10 protein-coding genes and 1 pseudogene are annotated in these 21,242 nt (G+C 65.6%); 5 read left to right on the top strand and 6 right to left on the bottom strand.

Annotated features, from left to right (window positions below):
* Both VGG53_RS19290 and VGG53_RS19285 read right to left on the bottom strand, forming a co-directional pair.
* On the bottom strand, positions 1-236 hold a 236-nt coding region (locus VGG53_RS19290; RefSeq protein ID WP_331519683.1), incomplete at its 3' end, for a hypothetical protein.
* Between the two features lie 362 nt (positions 237-598).
* Positions 599-1,768 (bottom strand): alpha-hydroxy-acid oxidizing protein, encoded by a 1,170-nt coding sequence (locus VGG53_RS19285; protein ID WP_331519682.1) that lies wholly within the window; start codon positions 1,766-1,768, stop codon positions 599-601.
* A gap of 120 nt (positions 1,769-1,888) precedes the next feature.
* Here VGG53_RS19285 and VGG53_RS19280 point away from each other — a divergent pair, with 120 nt between their 5' ends.
* Complete coding sequence (locus tag VGG53_RS19280) at positions 1,889-11,011, top strand: BTAD domain-containing putative transcriptional regulator (RefSeq protein ID WP_331519681.1); 9,123 nt, start codon at positions 1,889-1,891, stop codon at positions 11,009-11,011.
* A 17-nt stretch (positions 11,012-11,028) separates the two neighbouring features.
* Here VGG53_RS19280 and VGG53_RS19275 read toward each other — a convergent pair whose 3' ends face one another.
* Positions 11,029-11,346 (bottom strand): hypothetical protein, encoded by a 318-nt coding sequence (locus tag VGG53_RS19275; RefSeq protein WP_331519680.1) that lies wholly within the window; start codon positions 11,344-11,346, stop codon positions 11,029-11,031.
* Positions 11,347-11,372: 26 nt separating this feature from the next.
* Between VGG53_RS19275 and VGG53_RS19270 the strand changes: the two genes are divergently transcribed.
* The gene (locus VGG53_RS19270) at positions 11,373-11,573 is read left to right on the top strand and encodes a hypothetical protein (RefSeq protein ID WP_331519679.1); all 201 of its coding nucleotides are present in this window, start codon (positions 11,373-11,375) and stop codon (positions 11,571-11,573) included.
* Between the two features lie 4 nt (positions 11,574-11,577).
* Here VGG53_RS19270 and VGG53_RS19265 read toward each other — a convergent pair whose 3' ends face one another.
* Positions 11,578-13,125, bottom strand: coding sequence for a molybdopterin-dependent oxidoreductase (locus VGG53_RS19265; RefSeq protein WP_331519678.1), 1,548 nt, complete (start codon positions 13,123-13,125; stop codon positions 11,578-11,580).
* Between the two features lie 231 nt (positions 13,126-13,356).
* On the opposite strand from VGG53_RS19265, the gene VGG53_RS19260 reads away from it, so the two are divergent.
* Positions 13,357-14,481: a 1,4-beta-xylanase gene (locus tag VGG53_RS19260; RefSeq protein WP_331519677.1), complete on the top strand. Its 1,125-nt coding sequence runs from the start codon at positions 13,357-13,359 to the stop codon at positions 14,479-14,481.
* Positions 14,482-14,613: 132 nt separating this feature from the next.
* On the opposite strand, the gene VGG53_RS19255 is transcribed toward VGG53_RS19260, so the two are convergent.
* Complete coding sequence (locus tag VGG53_RS19255) at positions 14,614-15,333, bottom strand: nucleotidyltransferase domain-containing protein (protein WP_331519676.1); 720 nt, start codon at positions 15,331-15,333, stop codon at positions 14,614-14,616.
* A 74-nt stretch (positions 15,334-15,407) separates the two neighbouring features.
* On the opposite strand from VGG53_RS19255, the pseudogene VGG53_RS19250 reads away from it, so the two are divergent.
* Positions 15,408-19,667: pseudogene (locus VGG53_RS19250) on the top strand (HAD-IC family P-type ATPase); the annotation flags it as partial.
* On the opposite strand, the gene VGG53_RS24090 reads toward VGG53_RS19250, so the two are convergent.
* Entirely contained in the window at positions 19,636-19,935 is a 300-nt protein-coding gene (locus tag VGG53_RS24090) for an Rv1535 domain-containing protein (RefSeq protein ID WP_414689005.1), read from the bottom strand. The pseudogene VGG53_RS19250 and the gene VGG53_RS24090 sit on opposite strands and share 32 nt — an antisense overlap.
* A gap of 394 nt (positions 19,936-20,329) precedes the next feature.
* Here VGG53_RS24090 and VGG53_RS19240 point away from each other — a divergent pair, with 394 nt between their 5' ends.
* Positions 20,330-21,082, top strand: a complete 753-nt coding sequence (locus VGG53_RS19240) for a hypothetical protein (protein ID WP_331519675.1) — start codon at positions 20,330-20,332, stop codon at positions 21,080-21,082.
* The last annotated feature ends 160 nt before the right edge of the window (positions 21,083-21,242 follow it).

Raw genomic sequence — 21,242 nt, 5'->3', positions numbered from 1 at the left:
GGCATATCGAGTGTGGCGACGTTCGCGTAGTCGGGAGCGACGTCGAAGCCAGCCGCATGGAGGTACAGATCTGCAGCGGCGTCCGCATACGCTGGATTGTCGACCGGGATGATGACGAGTGCTTCATCGACCAATTTGTAGTCGTAGTGACGAACATTGTTCGTTGGTGGCAGAAAAACGGACCCTGCGAGGATTGATGGTGCGGCAAGAAGTGTCGTGAAGGCTGCTTTTTTCATTGAGTTACGCTCCGGTTTCTTGAAGCGTCGGGACGGACCGATACATTGGGCGCTTCCAATCTTGAGCTGAAAGTCTCTTGTCCTCGGGGCGAGCGGTACTGCTTGACGTTCGAGCCAGACGTGGGGCCGAATACCAGCTGGACTCTAGTTGTCGTCGATCCGCCCAGCCACCCGACGCGCACCCGCACGAACTGATACACGTGGTGCGGAATTGCGGCGATACCTTTTCCCGACCTTGGGCGCGCGGAAGTCAGTCGCAGACGACAACGAGGCAGACGCTAGCTTGTTCCGGCCAAATTTTTCGGCCGTCTGAGAAATTCATAGGTTCGGCCCAATGGCCGTGCGACGCGAGCTCCGGCCGGCTATCCGTTCACCGCGTACGGGACCGGGCGGAGGGCGTCCGGTGTGAGGTCCTTGCGGGACGGATATCCGTCCACGGCCATGATCAGATCCGCTTCTGCCAGCATCGATCTCAGGACATGCACAACGCCCTCGACACCGCCGATCGCCAGCGCGTAGGCGTAGGGACGGCCGATTCCCACCGCAGTGGCGCCCATCGCGAGCGCCTTGATGATGTCTGCGCCACTGCGGACACCTGAGTCGAACAGCACCGGCAAACCATCGGCCGCGTCCACAACATCGGGCAAACAATCCAGGCACGGCAGTCCGCCATTGGCTTGTCGTCCGCCGTGGTTCGACACATACATGGCGTCGACACCATGATCTTTGGCGCGGCGCACATCGTCGGGATGGCATATGCCTTTGAGCATCAAGGGCAGCTTTGTCTGCGACCGCAGCCAGTCCAGGTCGTCCCACCGAAACGGCCCACCGAAAAGCGGAAGTTTGCGCACCGCCGCCTCGGTCGCGTCCTCACCCGGTTGCAGCCCCTCGCGGAAGACGGGATCAGTGGTGTAGTTGGCCAAGCAGCCGCTGGGCACATCCGGATAGTTCCCATCGGCCAGGTCGCGCGGCCGCCACCCGGTGACCCAGGTGTCCAGGGTGACGGCGATGCCCTTGAAACCAGCTGCTTCGGCCCGCTTGACCAGGCTTGCCGCCAACTCGCGATCCGGCGGCGTGTAGAGCTGAAAAAAACCGGGGGTGTTGCCGAGGATGGCCGCGACATCTTCCAGCGGGTCGGCCGACAATGTGCCGGCGAAGAACGGGACGCCGGTGCGCACTGAAGCTTTCGCGCACGCCAGGTCGCCGTGACCGTCCTGCGCGCACACTCCCAGCACACCGATGGGCGCCATGAACACCGCCCCGGGCAGGTGCACCCCGAACAGGTCGACGGCCAGGTCGCGCTCGTCGGGGGCGACGAGCATGCGTGGGTATAGGCCCCATCGTTTGAACGCTTCACAATTGGCGCGCTGGGTGTGCTCGTCGCCGGCGCCGCCGACGACATATCCCCGTACTTTAGGGGGCATCGCCGCGATCGCCTTGGCCTCCAGTTCCTCGAACTGGATGGGCAATTGCGGCGGGTGACCGCTTCGCGATTGGTTGTAGAGCTCGGTTTGGTAGTCGGCGAAAGCCATGGTTGGCGTCTACCCGGGGACCGGTGGCTCAAACAACTTCCACTGTCGGAGGGCGGGCGATCGTGATCGCCTTTACTCGATCTTGACCGGGTGTTGAATCGGCTCCCCCACGATGGGGTTATGAGTACGCTTCAGCGGGTGGAGCTGGGGGTTTTGGGACCTCTTCAGGTCCGGCGCGGCGGCGTCCCGGTCTCGATCCCGGGCGCCAAACCCCGCGCGATCCTCACCATGCTCGGGCTACACGGCGGTTCGGTCGTCTCGGCCGACACGCTGCTGGAGCTGCTCTGGGGCAACGATCCGCCGCGCACCGCCGCCAAAGCCCTGCAGACTCACATCTCCTCGCTGCGTCGCACCCTGGGTGACGGCTTCGTTTTAACCGAGGGGACGGGCTGGATCCTCAGCCCATCCGAGACTGATGCTTCGCGCTACCGGGCGGTCACCAGGAAGGCCCGCGATGCCGCGGCCGCTGGCGACACCGGTCAAGCGGTGGCGCGGTTCGAGGAGGCGCTCACGCTCTGGCGCGGCATCCCGGAGCTGCCTGATACCCGACGGGGAATCTCCGAGAAGACCCGCTGGATCGAAGGCCACGCCGCGCTGGTCGAGGATCGGGCTGACGCGCTGCTGTCGACGGGCCGGGCCGCGGAAGTCATCGGTGAACTCGAAGCCGCGGTTGCGGACGCGCCGCTACGCGAGAGGCGTTGGGGCCAGCTGATGCTCGCCCTCTACCGCGCCGGCCGGCAGGGCGAAGCCCTGGCCGCCTATCAGCGGGCGCGGTCGCTGCTGGCCGACGAACTCGGCGTCGATCCCGGGCCGGAGCTCCGTCGGCTCGAGGCCGCCGTTGTTGCGCAGGACCCGGGATTGGAAACGCCTGTCACACAACAGCTTCCGGCGGTGATGCGGGCGGTGACTTTTTTGCTCACCGACATCGAAGGATCGACCGCCGCGTGGGAAGCAAACGCCGAGGCGATGGCGCTGGCGCTGGCACGCCACGACGAATTGGTCGAGCAAGTCATCACGTCGCGCGCAGGACGGCTGATCAAGACGCGCGGCGAGGGCGATGCGACGTTTTCGGTCTTCGATCGGCCGTCGGGTGCGGCCGCCGCCGCCATGGAGCTGCAAGACGCAATCGTCCATGAGCCGTGGGCACTGTTGGAGCCCATGCGTATTCGTGTCGCCCTGCATACCGGAGAGGCCGAGTTTCGCGACGGTGACTATTTCGGGCGGGCGGTCAACCGTGCCGCTCGGCTGCGGTCGCTGGCGGCGGGCGGCCAGATCCTGTGCTCGGGTGCTACCGCCGAACTCGTCATCGACGCACTGCCCGACGACGTTGTGCTCACCGACCTGGGCATGCGGCACCTCAAGAACCTGGCGCGCCCGGAGCACGTTTTCGAGCTCCGCCTTGATACCGCCACGCGTGAAGAAGCACCGGCGACAAGCGATGTGCCACTGGACCGTCCCGCTTTACCCGCGGTGCTGATCGGGCCCGGACCATTCGTCGGGCGTGGCAGTGAACTCGAGCGGCTGCTGTCAGCGTGGCAGGCCACGCTCGCCGCTGGTGCGCGCACCATATTCATCGCCGGCGAACCAGGCGTCGGCAAGACGCGCCTGGCCGGTGAGTGGTCCCAGCGGGCCTATGAGCAAGGCGCGATTGTGTTGTACGGCCGTTGCGACGAGGATCTCGGTGCGCCGTACCAGCCCTTCGCCGAGGCCCTACGTGCGCTGATGCCCTGCATCAGCGAACGCCGCCTGCGCGGGTTGCGGGGTATCGAAGCACTGCTTCCACTCGCGCCCGGGCTGACCGATACCTTGCCCGATCTTGCCAGCGCGGCTCGTGCGGACCCCGACACGGAACGGTATGCACTCTTCGACGCCGTCGTCACGCTCCTGGAACTCGCATCGGCAAGCGCGCCGATGGTCTTGATACTCGACGACCTGCACTGGGCAGCGAAGCCGACACTGCTGCTGTTGCGGCATCTGCTGCGCTTCGGCGACCGCGCCCGCGTGCAGATCGTCGGCACCTACCGCAGCACCGACCTTGACCGCTCCCACCCGCTGGCGGCGATGCTCGCCGACCTGCACCGCGACGGCACGGCCGACCGCCTCGCTCTCGGCGGCCTCGACGAGGGTGACGTGACGGCCTATGTAGCCGAAGCAGGCTACGACGACGAGGAACTCGCCAACGCATTGGCGTCAGTGACGGGCGGTAATCCATTCTTCCTGATCGAGGCTTTGCGGCACGTCGATGAGAGCGGCGGCGTCTGGGATCCGAGCACCCTGCCCCAGGGCGTACGAGAAGCCGTGAGCCGCAGACTGTCTCGGCTGCCGGCAGAGACGAACAAGGCTTTGGCCGCAGCCGCGGTCGTTGGCAGCCGGTTCGCGTTAGACCTGGTCGAGCACGTGGTCGGAACCGACCTCATCGACGCGTTCGACGAGGCTTCGAAGGCGGGCATCGTCATCGAAGAACCCGGCGGTCACTACCGGTTCAATCACGCCCTGGTCCGACAGTCGCTGCTCGCCGAGCTGGCGTCAGTACGGCGCATGCGGCTGCACCAGCGCATCGCTACAACGTTGGAGACACAACCCGGCGCCGGCGACGAGTTGCTCGCCGAATTGGCTCACCACTATTTCGAATGTGCGTGGGCGGGAAACGCGGCCAAGGCCGTCGAATACTGCCGGCGGGCAGCCGATCAGGCGATGGCTCGCCTCGCCTACGAAGGTGCCGCCGACTTCTTTGACCGGGCCCTGCACGCGCTGGAGGAAATCGACAACGAGCTGCCCGACCGCGACGAGCAGGCCGCGGAACTACTGATCGCCCGCTGCGAAGCCCTGCTGGCCGCGGGTGACGTGGCTTCGGCGACGGGAGCGGTATCGCAATTACAGTCAGCGTCAGTCGATTCGGCTCGACTGGCGGCCTGGGCGGCATGCTTCGACGGACAACTTTCGATGCTGATTCACCCTGAGCAATTGGACGAGGCCGAAACCGCCGTGGGCGCTGCCGCCGCCAAGCTGGCCGAGCTGGACGACGCCGCTGGAGAAGCCAAGGCGCACACCGTGCATGCCACATGCCTCGCCCGTCTCGGGCGAATCGCCGACTGCGAAGTCGCACTGGATGACGCGCTTACGGCGGCGCGACGCGCGCGCGATCACGGTCGAGTGAACGCCGTGCTGGCGAACGCGCCGCTGGCGGCGTTGTGGGGGCCCAACCCGGTTCCCCGCGCGGGCGGTCGGTGTCTCGACGTGGTGCGGTTGCTGCGGATCACGACCGATTCGCCTGCGGTGGAAGCGACGTCGACGCGCTGCCAAGCCGTGTTGGAGGCGTTCCGCGGGCGGGCCGCCGCAGCCCGACGGATGATCGACTCGGCCCGGCGCGCGGTCACCGAACTCGGCTTACGTCATTCGCTGCTCGAAGTTGAGCAGTTCGCCGGCATCGTCGAGCTCATTGCAGATGATCCCGCTGCGGCCGAGCCGCATCTACGTAAGGCCTACACCGGTTTTCGTCGTATGGGTCTGGACGCCGACACCGCCGAAACCGCCGCGCTGCTCGGTCGCGCTTGTCTCACACTCGAGCGAGAGGCAGAGGCCGACGAATTATGTACGGAGAGTGAACGTCTCGCCGGGCATGCGCTGAAAGCGTCGATCGCCTGGCGCACGCTTCGAGCGCGGTTGCTCTCGATTGCCAACGATCACGGCGAGGCGCGCCGAGTCGCCGAGGCTGCCGTCGCGTTGGCCGAGCGCACCGACGCATTGGTCGATCACGGCGACGCGTGTCTGACATTGGCGATGGTTTTGGAGCGTGCCGGCGATGCCTCGGGGGCGCGGGCCGCCGCTGAGCGAGCAGTCGGGTTGTACGAACGGAAAGGTGCTGCCGCGCTGGCGGAAAAGGCCCAGCTAATTCTCGGCGAGCGCGTCGAGCCGACGTCCCCGGCTCCACCTGAAGTGCCGGCCATCGAGCTGGACAACGAAGCCGTGCGCGTGGGCGAACGCGTGATGGCTGCTCTTCATCGCGAAGCATGGGACGAATTGGAGCGGCTGTTCGCACCCGACGCCTCGATCGAGAGTCGCCGGAAGATCGTCGGCCTTGCGCTCCCATCGGCCGCAGTGCGACGTGAGGCGAGGCGCGGTCTCGAGACGGGCGCCGTACGGATCGACCATGTCATGATCGCCGCGCGTGGCGAGCGGCTGGCTCTCTCTCGATTGATGATGGGCACTGCCGACGCGACCCCTGGAGCGCCGCACGACGAATTTCTTCAGCTATACGGCATCGACGAGGAGGGTCGGGTCGCGTTGCAGATCTGGTTCGACGTCGACGACATCGACGCCGCGATGGCTGAGCTCGAAGCGCTGCATGCACGGTTCGAGGAAGAACGCCCGCGGACGCGAAGATTGGAAAACGCGGCAACGCGCGTATTCGAGAAGGAATGGTCGCATTATGCGGCCCGCGACTGGGACGCCCTGGCTGAAACCGTGGCCGACTGTTATTCCGGCATCGACCACCGACGAGTCGTGAATGCCGAGAATCAACATGGTCGAGATGCCGTGGTCAAAGATTTGCAGGTGGCCGCCGACGTTGGCTTCACGATATCGATGGTGGGGGTCATCGCGATTCGTGGCGAGTATCTCGCCCTCACACGTGTGCGCGCCGCGGGCCGCGACCCCGAGGCGATTCAAAACGATGCCCTCAACGTCGTCGAGATCGATGCGGACGAGCGGATTCTGGCGGCCGTCACGTTCGACCTCGAATACATCGACGCGGCCTTTGCGGAGCTCGATGCTCGGTACCTAGCGGGCGAAGCTGCGCCGTACGCGCACACGTGGTCGGTGATCGCGGGGGCGTATGCCGCGCTTAACCGACATGAGATCGCCGCAACGACACCGGACTTCGCGAGCATCGACCACCGTCGGGGGACAACGTTCGCACCCGGTGATCTGATCGCGTATGTCCGTGCCACCTGGGATCTCGCACAAGACGGCAGTACCTACATCGAGGCTGTGCATCGGCTGAACAACCTCGGAGCGGTCGTCACGCACCTGACGTACGGAAGCTCGCCAGAAGGCTTCGACGCCGAGTGGCGGGAAGTTTTCCTCATCACGGCGGAAGGCGACCTACTCAGCCGCTGCGAGCTGTTCGACGAGGCAGGCCTAGACGCTGCGCTCGCGAGGTTTGAACAGCTCAGCCGACCCGCGCCGCGGCTGGAAAACGCGGCAAGCCAAGTGGCCGAGCGCTTCTTGTTGTATTTCGCTTCCTGCAAGTGGGACGCGATGGCCCAGCTACAGGCTGATGACATTTCCACCGACGATCGCCGCCGAGTCGTGAACGCGGGGATCCGACGTGGCCGGGCGGCCGCGGTCCAAGATGCGCGCGCCAACGCAGACGTAGGGGCCATGAAAGTAGCGTCGGCCGTTATCGCGACACGCGGCGAGCGCCTCGTCCTTTGCCGTGCCCGATACTCTGGTAGCGCCGAGCCGCCCGAGACGTTTCACGTCGATACCCTCAGCATCTACGAGATCAACGCCGACGGGCAGATCGCGGCGGTGGTCACGTTTGACCCCGACGACTTCGACGCCGCCATCGCCGAGCTCGATGCCCGCTACCTCGCCGGCGAAGCGGCGGCCCATGCGCACGCATGGTCCGTCATCGCCGGTGGCTTCGCAGCGCTGAGGCGAAGCGAGCTACCGCTAACCACGCCCGAGTGTGTAAGTATCGACCACCGACGGACAGCCGCGTTCGCGCCGGGCGAGCTGAACGCCTACACCCGTGCCGCGTTCGAGCTCACGGCAGACCACCAGATCTACGTCGAGGCGGTGCACGACCTGAACGACGCCGGAGCGGTTTGCACCCATGTGACACATGGCGTTTCGCACGAAGGCTTCGACGCCGAGTGGCGAGAGGTCGCCTTTTTGGGGGTCGAAGGCGACGCGGTCAATCGCTGCGAAATCTTCGACGAGGCAGACCTCGACGCCGCGCTCGCGAGGTTCGACGAGCTCAGCCAGCCGGCACGCCGCGTGGAAAACGCGGCGAGCCAAGTGACCGAACGCTTCCTGGCGTGCTTCGCCACCGGCGAGTGGGACGCCATGCCGGGCATATTGGCCGACAACTTTGGCTACGACGATCGCCGTCGCGTAGTTGGTGCGGGAGTCCGCGGTGGTCGAAACACCTACATCGCAGACATGCGGGCAGCGGCCGACCTGTGGGCGGCAAACGTACCTACCGTCATGGCGACCCGCGGGGAGCGCCTTGCCCTCGCGCGTCTTCGCTTCTCGGGCCGCGACCAAGAGCCCGAGGCATTTGTCACCGATGTGCTCGGCATCGCCGAGATCAACACCGACGAGCGGATCGTCGCGGTTGTGTCGTTCGATCCCAACGACTTCGACTCCGCAATCGCCGAGCTCGATGCCCGCTACCTCGCCGGCGAAGCGGCACCGTACGCGCGCACATGGGCGGTCGTCTCAGGGAGCTATGCCGCGCTCAACCGGCGCGAACTGCCATCGACCACACCGGATTGCGTCAACGTCGATCACCGACACGAGGCAGCGTTCGGTCCCGGTGACTTGACCGCATACATCGAAGCCGGGTGGGACTTCGAGCAAGACATCAAGATCTATATCGAGCAAGTGCACGGGCTGAGCGACACCGGAGCAGTCGTCACTTACGCAGCGCAGGAGACTTCGCGAGAGGGGCTTGACGCCGAGTGGCGCGGGATCGCAGTCTTCACAGTCGAAGGCGACACGATAAGCCGCACCGAGGTTTTCGACGAGGCAGAACTGGACGCCGCACTCACTCGCTTTGACGAGCTGCACCCGCAAAAGCAAAGGTTAGAGAATGCTGCGAGCCGAGCAGACGACCGATTCTTTGCCCACGCCCGGGCCCGTAACTGGGCGGCGATGGCCGAGATCCTGGCCGACAACAGTTCTGTCGAGGATCGCCGCCACGTGGTGAACATCGGTGTTTGGAAGGGGCGCGATGTCCTGATCGCAAATTTTCGAGCTCTGGGCGAAGCTGTGGCCGATGCAACGTCGACCCCAATTGCAATCCGCGGGGAGCACCTCACCCTGAGCCGTATCTGTGCCCCGAACCGCGACCTGCAGCAAGGGGATTTTAGCGTCGAAATGCTCGGCATCGCCCAGCTCGACACCGACAATCGGATCGCGGCGCACGTCTTATTCGATCCCGGCGACATCGACGCCGCCTTCGAGGAACTCGACGCGAGATACCTCGCCGGCGAAGCCGCCGCCCACGCCCAGACGTGGTCCGTCGTCGCGAAGTCCTATGCCTCGATCAATCGGGACGAGTTCTCAGCCACAACAGCGGATTTCATCAGTCTCGACCACCGCCGTACTGCCGCATTCGCGCCCGGCGACGTGATCGCATACTTCGACGCCGGGCGGGATCTCGATCAGCACATCAGCACCTATGTCGAGGCCGTGCATCGGCTGAGCAACCTGGGCGCGGTCATCACCTTTGCGGGACACGGGACCTCGCGAGAGGGCTTCGACGCCGAGTGGCGGGGACTCGAGATCTGTACGGTCGACGGCCAAGCGTTCGGCCGCGTCGAGCTGTTCGAGGAGGAAGACCTCGATGCCGCGATAGCGAAGTTCGAACAGCTAAGCCATCCGGTACCTCGCTTGGAGAACACGGCTGTTGAAGTGAGCGCGCAATTCCTGCGGCACTTCGCAGCTCGCGACTGGGTCGCCATAGCGGAAAAGCTGTCCGAGGACTACCTCGTGGACGATCGGCGGCGAACCGTGAACGCGGGAGTGCGACGTGGTCGGGATGACGGGGTCAAGGATTGGCAGGCGGCCGCCGACGTCGGCTTTACGACAGGGACATTCAGCGTCGTCGCCACCCGGGGCCGGCGCCTAGCCCTTACGCGCGCCCGTTACTCGCGCTGCGACCAGCGACCGGAAGCGTTTGAGGCCGAGACCGTCCATATCGTCGAGACCGACACCAACGGCAAAATGACAGCGGCTTTCGTGTTCGACCCCGACGACATCGACGCCGCCTTCGCGGAACTCGACGCCCGCTACCTCGCCGGTGAAGCGGCCACCCACTCTCGCATATGGTCAGTGGTCATGCAGGCCCAGGCCTCGTGGAACCGACACGAAGTCTTTCCGTCGACCAAAGACTGGGTGAACCTCGATCACCGTCGGGGTAGAGCGTTCGCGCCCGGCGAACTGATTCCTTTCCTGCGCGCCACGTGGAACGTCGCCCCGGACGTCAAGCTCCAGAACGAGGCGGTGCACCGGCTGAGCGAACTTGGAACCGTCGTCACAGTGGTGGCGATGGGAACCTCACACGAGGGCTTTGAAGCCGAGTGGCGCGAGATCGGCCTTTTGACATTCGACGGCAACCAAATCAGCCGATGCGAACTATTCGACGAGGCCGACCTCGAGGCCGCACTTGCCCGTTTTGAAGAACTGCATACGCCTGCCCGGCGGTTGGAGAATTCGGCAAGCCAAGCAGGTGAGCGCTTTCTTGCCCTTTTCGCGGCAAACGAGTGGGGCCAGATGGCAGAGATGCTGGCCGAAGACTTCTCAAACGATGATCGCCGTCAAGTTGTCGGTGCAGGAGTCCAACATGGCCGGGACGCCCAAATAGCGGACATGCGTACGGTCGCCGAGCTGTGGACCACGAACGTGACTCCGTCCGTCATAGCGACTCGCGGCGGGCGTCTCGCCCTCATGCGTCTTCAGTTCTCGGATCGTGATCACGGGTCCGAAGCTTTTCTCACGGAAGTGCTTGGAGTCATCGAAATCAACGCTGACGAGCGGATCGCCGCCGTTGTCTTTGTCGAACCCGACAAAATCGATGCCGCGTTCGAAGAGCTCGATGCTCGGTACCTCGCCGGCGAAGCGGCCGCCGAGGCGCAGACGTGGTACCTCGTCGCAGACGCCTGCTCCGCGATGAACCGGCACGAGCTTCCGGCGACAACGCAAGATTGTGTCAACATCGATCACCGCCGGGGACTAGCGTTCGCGCCCGGGGATGTGACGGAATACATCCGCGCCGTTGTGGAGATAACGCCGGACTTCGGCCACCACATCGAAGTTGTTCATCAGCTGAGTAACCGCGCAGCGGTCGCCACCTACATGGCGCATGGCACCTCGCAGGACGGTTTCGCCGCCGAGTGGCGGGTGATCAACGTTTTAATTTTCGAGGGCAACGCGATAAGCCGGTTGGAGATGTTCGACGAAGAAGACCTCCCCACCGCGCTGGCCCGCTTCGCCGAACTCCAGCCGAAGTAGTCGTCAGGCAACCCTCGCTACGCGTATCGCCTGCAGCGCTCGACGAGAATCTCGGCCAGCCGTTTTGGCTCGGTGACCATCGCGCGCAGTGACAGGTATCCATTTTGACGAGCGTCTGCACCCCCGCCCACCGCTTCAATGTATTTGCGCTGCAACTCTTTCGAGAGGGCACGATCCTGCAGGGTCACATTCTCAGTGAGGATGCGAACTGACTCCGCATGCAGCTTGCCGGACATGAATCGGCGGCGATGCGAGGGACTCCGTTCAAGCAGCCGCCCAAGATTGTTCTCAACATTGTTGGCGGACAGCGCGTCGCGTTGGGCCCTGCTCTTCATTCGCCTCTCCGGCGTAGGATCCCGATATGAGAAGGACTTTCGTCGTTGCATTCGCGGCCGGGTTGATCGTCGCAGTGTTCGGTCTGATTTGGGCGCTCCAGGGATTCGGAGTGCTTGGTGGTAGCCCGATGACCAACACCACGACCTGGTCCATCATTGGTCCGATCACCGTGTTGATCGGCATCGTGGTTGCGGTATTCAGTTGGCGGAAACTCTCGTCGAAATAGTGCTTCACAACTCCGCCACGGTGAAGTCCACCGTGTGCCAGCCGGTGGCGCCGTCGGGGACGCTACCGACCCGATCTTCAGTTTGGGCAGCTCCGGTGTTGTCGGTGGCGCGCACGGTGATGGTGTGTTTCCCAGTGCTTTTCGCCTGGCAGGGGAAGCTCCACAACCGCCACGTCTCGTTGGAATAGCTCGCACCCAGTTCAGCGGGCTGCCACACGCCATCGTCGATGCGGACCTCCACGGCCCGCACGCCACGATTCTGTGCCCACGCGACACCGCCGAACACCACGGGCTCCATCGGCACCTTCTGACCACCTTTCGGCACGTCGATCCGCGACTCGGTCTTGATGGGTGCACGCGGTGCCCAGCCCTGCCGCGTCCAGTACGCCTCCGCTCTGTCGAAGCGGGTCAGCTCCATCTCGACGACCCACTTGGTGGCCGACACATACCCGTAGAGCCCGGGTACTACCAGCCGGGCCGGGTAGCCATGCTCGATCGGCAGCGGCTGACCGTTGAGGCCGACCGCCAGAAGCGCGTCGCGGCCATCGGTGAGAGCCTCCACTGGCGTGCCGGCGGTGAACCCGTCGATCGACGTCGAGAGCATCATGTCGGCGTCCGCGTGCACACCGGCCACCGCCAGCAGGTCAGCCACCCGGTAGCCTGTCCAGACGCCCGTCGAAATCAGGGTGCCTCCAACGGGATTCGACACGCACGTTAGCGTCGTCACCATTTCGACGACGTCGAAGTCGGCGAGGTCGTCGAAGCTGTAGGTGGTTTCGCGGTCCACCATGCCATGGATGCGCAGCCGCCAGTCGCCGTGGCTGAGTTGGGGAACACTGAGTGCAGTGTCCACCCGGTAAAAGTCGGCGCTGGCGGTGATAAAGCTCGGTAGCGCAACGCCGCTCGGTTGCACATCAGCAGGTATTGGTGGCGCCGATATGCGTGGTCGGGGAAGTGTGAAGCTGTTCCGGTCAGCGGCCACCGAATGCACCAACCGCGTGATGACCCCACCCGCCACGCCACTCACTACTCCGAATCCGAGCAATCCGAACATGACCAACCTGCGCCTGCCGGCATCCGGCTCGTCGTGGTCGGTTCTATCTGCCGGATCTCCCCGGCCGGGCCAGAACCGATGGATGAGCAAGCGTAGGGCGGCCACCCCGCAGGCGGTACCCGCGACGGTGGGGATCGTGTCCAGTGCTGTCGCACCCTGCCGCGACAGCACTGCTACGCATCCGAGGATGCCCGCCGCGGCGATCACGGCGCTGCCGACCGGGCGGCGCTGAGTCTCGAGGCTCCCGGCGATTGCGGCGATCGCGGCGATCACCACGAGCACGACGAAGGCCAAGAAGAGTTTGTCCAGAGAGCCCAGCGTCTGAATAGCCCACTCTTTGATGGGCCCCGGCGTCAGATCGACGACCGCTGAGCCGATCGCGCCACGCGCGTCGGCCCGCGCGCCGAATAGGATGCCCACCAGCTGGGCCACCCCGAGCGAGACGGACGCAGCTGCAACCCCGGCAACCATCCGCTCATTCGACGGGGCGACAGCCATCGGAACTACTGTACTCGCGTCCCGCTGAGCGACAGCAAAACCCTTGCCGCGCCGGCGAACCGGCGATATCGGCGGTGATCTTACCGCACTGGCGGCAGGTCCCTCCGGGAGATTGTGCTGGCATAACCGGCATCTAAGAAGTGGTGCGTCTCATCAGCGGAACGGACTGAGAAATGACATCTGGCTGAAGTTTCCCGGCCGCGTACGTCACCGGGGACTTATCGTCACTGGGTGAGGCGTCGAACGGTGCTAACGCTCCCAGTGTTACTGGCGGCGGGCCCGACGCTGACCCCGGCGCCCCGCGCCGCCGCTGAGCAAAGCCCATGGTCGCCCGATCGCGCCAACCGCTGGTATCAGGCGCAAGGTTGGCCCGTCGGCGTCAACTACATCACCTCGAACGCCATCAACCAGCTCGAGATGTTTCAGGCCGACACCTTCGACCCCCGGCGCATCGATACCGAGCTCGGCTGGGCCCAGTTGCACGGGCTCAACACGGTGCGGGTCTTCCTCCACGATCAGCTCTGGGCCCAAGACCATCGCGGCTTTCAGAGTCGTCTCGCGCAGTTTGTCAGCATTGCCGCCCGCCACCACATCAAACCAATGTTTGTCTTCTTCGACTCATGTTGGGATCCGTTCCCCAAACCGGGACGGCAGCGCGCCCCCAAGCCTGGGGTCCACAACTCCGGCTGGGTGCAAAGCCCGGGCGCGAAACACCTCGATGACCTCGACTACCGTCGCACTCTGCTCGACTATGTCACGGGCGTGCTGAGCCAATTCCGCACCGACGACCGTGTTTTGGCTTGGGACATCTGGAATGAGCCCGACAATCCCGCGCGCGAGTATCGCAAGGTCGAGAGGAAAGACAAGCTGGAGCGTGTCGCCGACCTGCTCGCGCTGGCGTTCGGGTGGGCCCGTTCGGTTGATCCGAGTCAACCGTTAACGAGTGCGGTGTGGGACGGCGTGTGGGGAGATCCCCTGGGGCGTAGCGAAATCGCGGACATCCAACTGGACAACTCCGATGTGATCACCTTCCACTGCTACGACAAACCAGCAGCCTTCGAGGCCCGGATCGCCGAACTGTCGCCGTTGGGGCGGCCGATCCTCTGCACCGAGTACCTGGCCCGGTCCCTGGGCAGTACCGTTGACGGGGTCCTGCCAGTTGCCAAGCGGCACAACGTTGGTGCGATCAATTGGGGGCTGGTCGCTGGAAAGACCCAAACCTACTTACCGTGGGACTCCTGGGATCACCCATACACGACGCCTCCGAAGCTCTGGTTTGCAGACCTGCTCCAACCCGATGGACGGCCCTACCGAGACACCGAAATTCAAACGATCAGCAAGCTGACCCGGCTCTAACGCCACCGCCATCTATTCTCGAAAATGCTTGCCACACAACAGATATAGGATTCTCTCCCGTTTCGGGAGTGCTGACCGATTTCGCCCGGCGCGGATCGCCTCCGTGCTGGTCCTTGTTCGTTCAGCCATCCATCACCTCCCCTTGCCCACGACCGGCTTCAGTTGCTTGAACAGCCATGCACGCGATCCAGCCACGGTGAGTCCACGCTCGAGGAGTTCCTGCACCATCGGCTCGGTCCGAGCGGCCGGCAGGTCGGCGGCGGTGTACTCAACAACCCGGGCGTCGTTGCCAGTCCAGGCCGTGACAGCGGTGGCAAGCTCGTTCACCTGACGCGCCCACACGGTCTCAGGCGTATCACTCTCCCTTACCAAAAACAGATCTACGTCGCTGTCCGCGGTCATCGTGCCCCGCACGCTTGACCCGAAAACCGCGGCGTACACCGGCGGGTACTCCCACCCGCTGAAGTGTTGCTCAAGCCGACTCAAGAACTTATTGAAGAGCTTCGCCAGCGCCACAATGGGCTCCGCCGCCAGGTGGGCGGTGTTCAATCGGTATGCATAGGTATTACCGACGCGATCTGCCAGTACCACGCCCTGCACGACCAATCTGGCAAGGACCTTGCGGATGCCCTCCTCTGAGAAGGCGTTCAGGACGCGGTGAATCTGGCCCGTAGTGAAAGTGACATCGTGCGTTGCCAGGACAGCAAGGACGTCGCCGTCACGCACCCGGGGTTCGGCATACCGGTCAGGAGCGGACCACGGAGCCGCCGTGGACGCGACGTACGTCTGGCATACTGCTGGGCGGAGGGGAGTATTCCTTCGTCGCGGCGTCGTCATCACGTCGACCGTCATCGGACGACCGGCACCGCGGGCCGCTATGCGGCGGAAGAGACCTCCGGCGTTGTCACGACAGCCGGAGGATTCTCATGCAGAAAATCTTGCCGCTGCGTGCGGTCGAAATGGGAATCCGAGCAACTTCCGCGTTCGTTGACGCAGCGGTGCACCGTGCGACAACCGCCGCGGGGGCCATTGGCTCTGCAGCGGAAGCCGGCCTCGATATCGCCGCCATGCCGCTCCGGGAAGGCGGCAAAGTGCTATCCGGCGAGACCTCCGTCTCGACGCTGACCCGACGTTGTTGGCGCGGTGAGGGCCGCGCGTGGATTGAGGTGCGCGGACTGGGCGGTCCCGACGAGACCGAGCGTGGGCACGCGGTGGCCGAGGCATTGCGAGCCACGCCCGGCGTGACTTCGGTCAGCCTGAACCGTCCGCTGTCGCGGGTGGTCGTCGAGACCGACGGTGATCAGACATCGCTGAGCCAGCTGTGCTCAGTGGTCGCGGACGCCGAGCAGCGCTGCCGCCAGCTCAACGGCTGCGACGCGGCGAACGAGTCCGTCGGGGCAGGCAGCCTGCCGGGGGACGGTCTGTTGCTGGCGGTTCGGGGAGCGATGGTTGGCGTCAATGCCACCGCGCTGGTCATTGCGGTCGCGGGTCGGACGCTGCGGTGGCCGGCGGCGCCGGTCGCTGTCAGCGCGGTCGCCTCGCTGGCGAACTACCAGCCCTGGGTGCGTCACCTGCTGGAGGATCGCATCGGCGCCGGCGCGACCGACACCGTGCTGTCGCTGGTCAGCACCGCCGCACACGTTGCCACGCTGTCACCGGCAACCCTGTCGGTGGATCTGACCATGCAGGGCCTCAAAGCCGCCGAGTGCCGCGCCGCGTCGGAGGCGTGGAGCCGCCACGAACCCGAACTGGCGCGCTTCGCCGACCAGGGCGGCGTGCACCACCGCTCACGCCCGGTGCCTCCACCGGTCGGATCCGTCGAACGCCACGGCAAGCGCATGGCATTCGTGCAGGCGATCGGCGCCGGCCTGGTCGGCGCCGCCACCCGCAACGTCGCGATGGCGTCGACCGCGGCCACGGTGGCCGCCCCCAAAGCCATGCGCACCACAAAAGAGTCGTTCGCAGCGACACTGGGGCGGGGCCTGGCCGACCAACACGCGGTGCTGCCGCTGCGACCGGAGGCCTTACGGCGCCTCGACCAGGTCGACGCGCTGCTGGTTGATCCCCGAGTGCTGTGCGGCGAGAAGTTGCGGGTAGTCACCGTCCGCGGGGCCAGCGACGACCGGCTGGCCGCGGCCTGGGAAAAGGCACAGAATCTGCTCGACAAACCCGGGCTGAGCCCGGGCTGGCACCGGATTCCCCGGGTGCCGGTGGGGCGGTCCGGTCACAAGGGGCCGGTGGAGGCGCTGATCGAGCCTGCGCACCACCCGTTGGCATCTGCGGTGCTGGCCGAAGCACGCGCATCCGGGGCCGCAATCGTCTCGGTCGACGTCGACATCCTCGGCGAGCTGCGGACCGCGTTCGACGACGTCCGACCCGTGCCGGAATACCACGACCGGGCGGTCGACGGTGCACTCGCCAGCGCGCTGGCTGAGCTGCAACAATCCGGTAGCACCGTCGCGGTGCTGTCATCAACCGCCGCGCAAGCGCTGTGCTCCGCCGACGTGGCGCTGGGCGTCATGCCGACCGCCGACGGCGCGCCGCCCTGGGATGCAGATCTGCTGCTGGCCGACTTGGCCGGCGCGTGGCAGGTGCTGCGGGCGCTGCCGGCGGCCCGAGAGGCAAGTCAGCGTGGCATCACGCTGTCCGCCAGCGCATCGGCGTTGGGCGCGGTGCTGATGGTGCCCGGCATCCGGCTCCGGCAGGGGCGTGGGCCGGGGCCCGTGACCATCGGCGCTGCTGCCGGGTTGCTCTCCGGATACCTGCTGGCGCGCCGGGTCGTGCGCACGGCCGCGCCGAGCCCGGCACCCGCCTACGAGTGGCACGCCATGTCCGTCCAGCAGGTCCGCGAGGTGTTACCGCCGCCGGAGGCCGATGCGGGTGCACTGGCTGCGACGGGCGATGCGGAATCCCCCAACGCGATCTGGCAGTTCGCCAAGGCGGTCCGCGCGGAGCTGTCGGATCCGCTGACCCCCATCATGGCGGTCGGTTCCGCGGCGACAGCGATACTGGGTTCACCGATCGACGCGGTGATGGTCGGTGTCGTCTTGATCGGAAATGCCATGCTCTCGGCCGGCCAACAGATGCGGGCCGAGAGCCGGCTGAATGTGCTGCTGGCGCAGCAGACCCCGCTGGCACGCAGAGTCGCAACCGACGATACGTCGGCGTACAGCGAGGTGGATGCCGAGCAGTTGCAACCCGGCGACGTGATCGAGGTCCGCAGCAACGAGGTGGTGCCGGCCGACGCCCGGATCATCGAGGCCACCGACCTCGAGGTCGACGAATCCTCGCTCACCGGTGAGTCGCTGTCGGTGGACAAGCAGACCGCGGCGACGCCGGGGGCCGAACTGGCCGAGCGACACTGCATGCTCTACGCGGGCACCACGGTGGTGGCGGGGACGGCGGTCGCGCTGATCACCGCTGTCGGCGCCGACACCCAGACGCGCCGGGCGGCCGAACTGGCCTCCGGCGACCTGCCCGTCGTCGGCCTGCAGCATCAGCTCAGCAAGGTCATGTACCGCGCCTTCCCGGTCAGTGGCGGCGGGGGCGTGCTGGTCGGTGCGCTCGGGCTGCTCCGCGGCGGGGGCCTTCGCCAAGCGTTGGGTGACGCGATCGCGATCGCCGTGGCGGCGGTGCCGGAAGGGATGCCACTGATGGCGACGCTGGCGCAGTACGCGTCGGCGCGACGTCTGAGCGGTACCGGTGCGCTGGTGCGCGTGCCGCGATCGGTTGAGGCGCTCGGCCGTCTCGATGTGGTCTGCTTCGACAAGACCGGCACGCTGAGCGAGAACCGCCTGCGGGTGGTTCGGGTGCATCCGGTGTCGGGGCATTCGGACGACGACGTGGTGCGCTGTGCCGCTTATGCCGCGCCGGCGCCGAACGGGGCCGCGCACGCACACGCCACCGACCAAGCGGTCATCGAAGCGGCGGCCCACCTGGCTGAAGGCAGCGCCGCAACCCGGGCACCGGACGCGTTCCTGCCGTTCCGTTCCGGTCGGGCGTTCTCGGCGGCGGTGTCGGGCAGTGAGCTGATGATCAAGGGCGCACCGGAAGTGGTGCTGGCAGCGTGTGACGACGTCAGCGCCGGCAGCGGCGACACCGTGGCCGAACTGGCGGCGCAGGGTCTGCGGGTGATCGCGGTGGCCCAGCGCCGGTTAACGGCGCAGCAGGCGAAGTCGATCCAGGGTGACCCCGACAAGATCGTCGACTTGTGTAGTGCCGGTTTGTCGCTGACCGGGTTGCTCGGGATCGCCGACACCCCGCGAGCAGAAGCACCACAGCTGCTGGCCGACCTGGCCGAGCGGGGCGTGGCCATCCGGCTGATCACCGGTGATCACCCCATCACCGCCTCGGCGATCGCCGCGGAGTTGGGCGTGTCGGTCACAGCAGATCGGGTCATCACCGGGTCCGAGTGGAATGCGTTGTCGCGCAATGACCAGGAACGGGTGGTGTGCGAGCGGATGATATTCGCCCGGATGTCGCCGGAGAACAAGGTGCAGATCGTCCAGACGCTCGAACGCGCCGGGCAGGTGTGCGCCATGGTGGGCGACGGCGCCAACGATGCCGCCGCGATCCGGGTCGCCACCGTCGGGGTCGGTGTGGTGGCGCGCGGTAGCGACTCGGCGCACACCGTAGCCGATGTGGTGCTGACCGACGGCCGCATCGGTGCTCTGACCGACGCCATCGACGAGGGCCGCCGACTGTGGCGCGGGGTGCAGGCGGCGGTCTCCGGCCTGCTCGGCGGCAATGCCGGCGAGGTGATCTTCGCCGTCATCGGTACCGCCCTGACCGGGGTCTCGCCGCTGAACACCCGCCAGTTGCTGCTGATGAACACGTTGACCGACGCGCTGCCGGCCACCGCGGTTGCGGTCAGCACGCCGAGGGGCCCGGTGCAGCGCGTCGGGCACGGCCTCGACGAGCGCGGGCTGTGGCGTGCAGTGGCGTTTCGCGGCGGGATCACCGCGGCCGCCGGCACCGCGGCGTGGGCGATGGCCTCGATCACCGGGCGGTCGCAACGGGCGGCCACGGTGGCGTTAATCGCGTTGGTGTCCGTTGAGCTGGGCCAGACCCTGGTCGACTCGCACGCCCCGCTAGTGGTGCTCACTGCGGCGGGCTCGTTTGCCGCATTCGCGTTGATGGTGAATACACCAGGGATCAGTCAGTTGCTCGGGTGTACGCCCGTTGGCCCGCTGGGCTGGGCGCAGGCGCTGGGATCCGCTGCGGCCGCCACGGCCGCGGTGGCCGCCACGACTCGCCTGTCGGATGGTCGGCGGGGCTCGGAGCCAGCCGCGACGGGTGCCCACCCGGTGCCCGATCAGCGGGCGCCGGATTCGTCTCCAGGAGCTCCAGGACGCCGGCGCGCCAGAGCAGGGCATACAAGTCCGACGTCGGCACGGTCAACAACCGCCCCGTCGCTGAAATTAGTAGATCGTCCGGCCCACCTGTCGTCCACATAGCTCTCACAGTGCTGGTAGCGCCCGGCAACAAACGATCGCGACCGCCGCCGCCTACATACTGAGTCCGCGGCCGGTGCGGCGACCAGGCGCTCAAGGTTGGCGTCCAAAGAGTTGAACTCGCGCAGCAGCTCTCGAAACTCGTTACAGATAAGACACCGGTTCATCGCGTATCCAATGCCTGCACCAGCAAGCAGAGCCCCAACAGACCGGTTACGCCCGCATCAGCATCACCGGTCAGCATCTCGCCGCGCAATTGCTGTGAGTCCTGCTGGGACCTTGCTGGAAGTCTGTCGAGTTGGGTTGGGCGCGAGGCCAACTTCGCCTAAACTTAGGAAATCTCAGTAATGCTTACGTGCCGATCGGCATCGGTGCGATCTTCGATGGGGGTCTTTATGACCATCAACGTTCACTTCTGGATCGCCGGTGTGGGTCTGGCTGGCGGGTCTGCGTTTGCCGCCGCAGTGATCGGCATGAGTGTCGCACCAGCCGCCAACGCCACTGGCGACGACAGCGTGGGCATAGCTGGCTCCGCCGTGTCTGACACGGCTTTGGCTGCCAGCTCGGGTAATCAGTTCGACCCGGCTGTGGTCCCCTACAGCCCGGACCCGTCGAACCTGTTCGCGCCCGTGTACACAGTCGCGCCGGTAGGTCCTGAGGAGGCGATCAGTACCGTCACCGACCCGAACAACTTGGACACCACAGATACCTTTGGCACCCAGGACTTCAGTCTTTCTAGCCTTGGTTTTCCGGTTGACACGTTCACCGGGAATGTCGAATACACGCCAACGCCTTTTGACGACGCAACCGGCTTATCCGGAATTTTGAGTCAGCTCGGCCAGGACTTCGGACTGCCCGGCGGCTACAGCGAGGAGATCACCACGCTCGGCGGCACCGGGACCGTCCTGCCCGACGAGCCGACCAGTTTCCTGATCTCGGAGTTCGGGTTGGGGTACGGCAACGTTTTCGAGGAGTCCATGAATAGCGCCGGGACTTCAGCCACAGTCGGGGATTTCGTGCTCACACCGTTCGGCAATGAAAACATCACCCCCATCGTTGACCTGTTTCTTCCCCCAGGCATCACCGATGCGGTCGGTGCCGTTGATCCGTCGGGATTTGCTGATCTGCTGTCCTCAATCGGGCTGTAATTTCAAGCCTGGTGACGGCACCCGCGCAAAGGACGTGCCGAACAAGCGCACACCGGCGTGTCTCGGATCTGTTGTGCCGCAGGCTGTGAGACGGTCTGCTCGTGTTCGCCGCTGGACCACATTGACGGGTACCTGCAGAACGCGGCAGGTTTGATCGCCG

The organism is Mycobacterium sp. (assembly GCF_036490025.1).
GTDB lineage: Bacteria > Actinomycetota > Actinomycetes > Mycobacteriales > Mycobacteriaceae > Mycobacterium.
The sequence above is the reverse complement of the archived record's forward strand: the minus strand, read 5'-3'. Positions and strand labels throughout refer to the sequence as shown.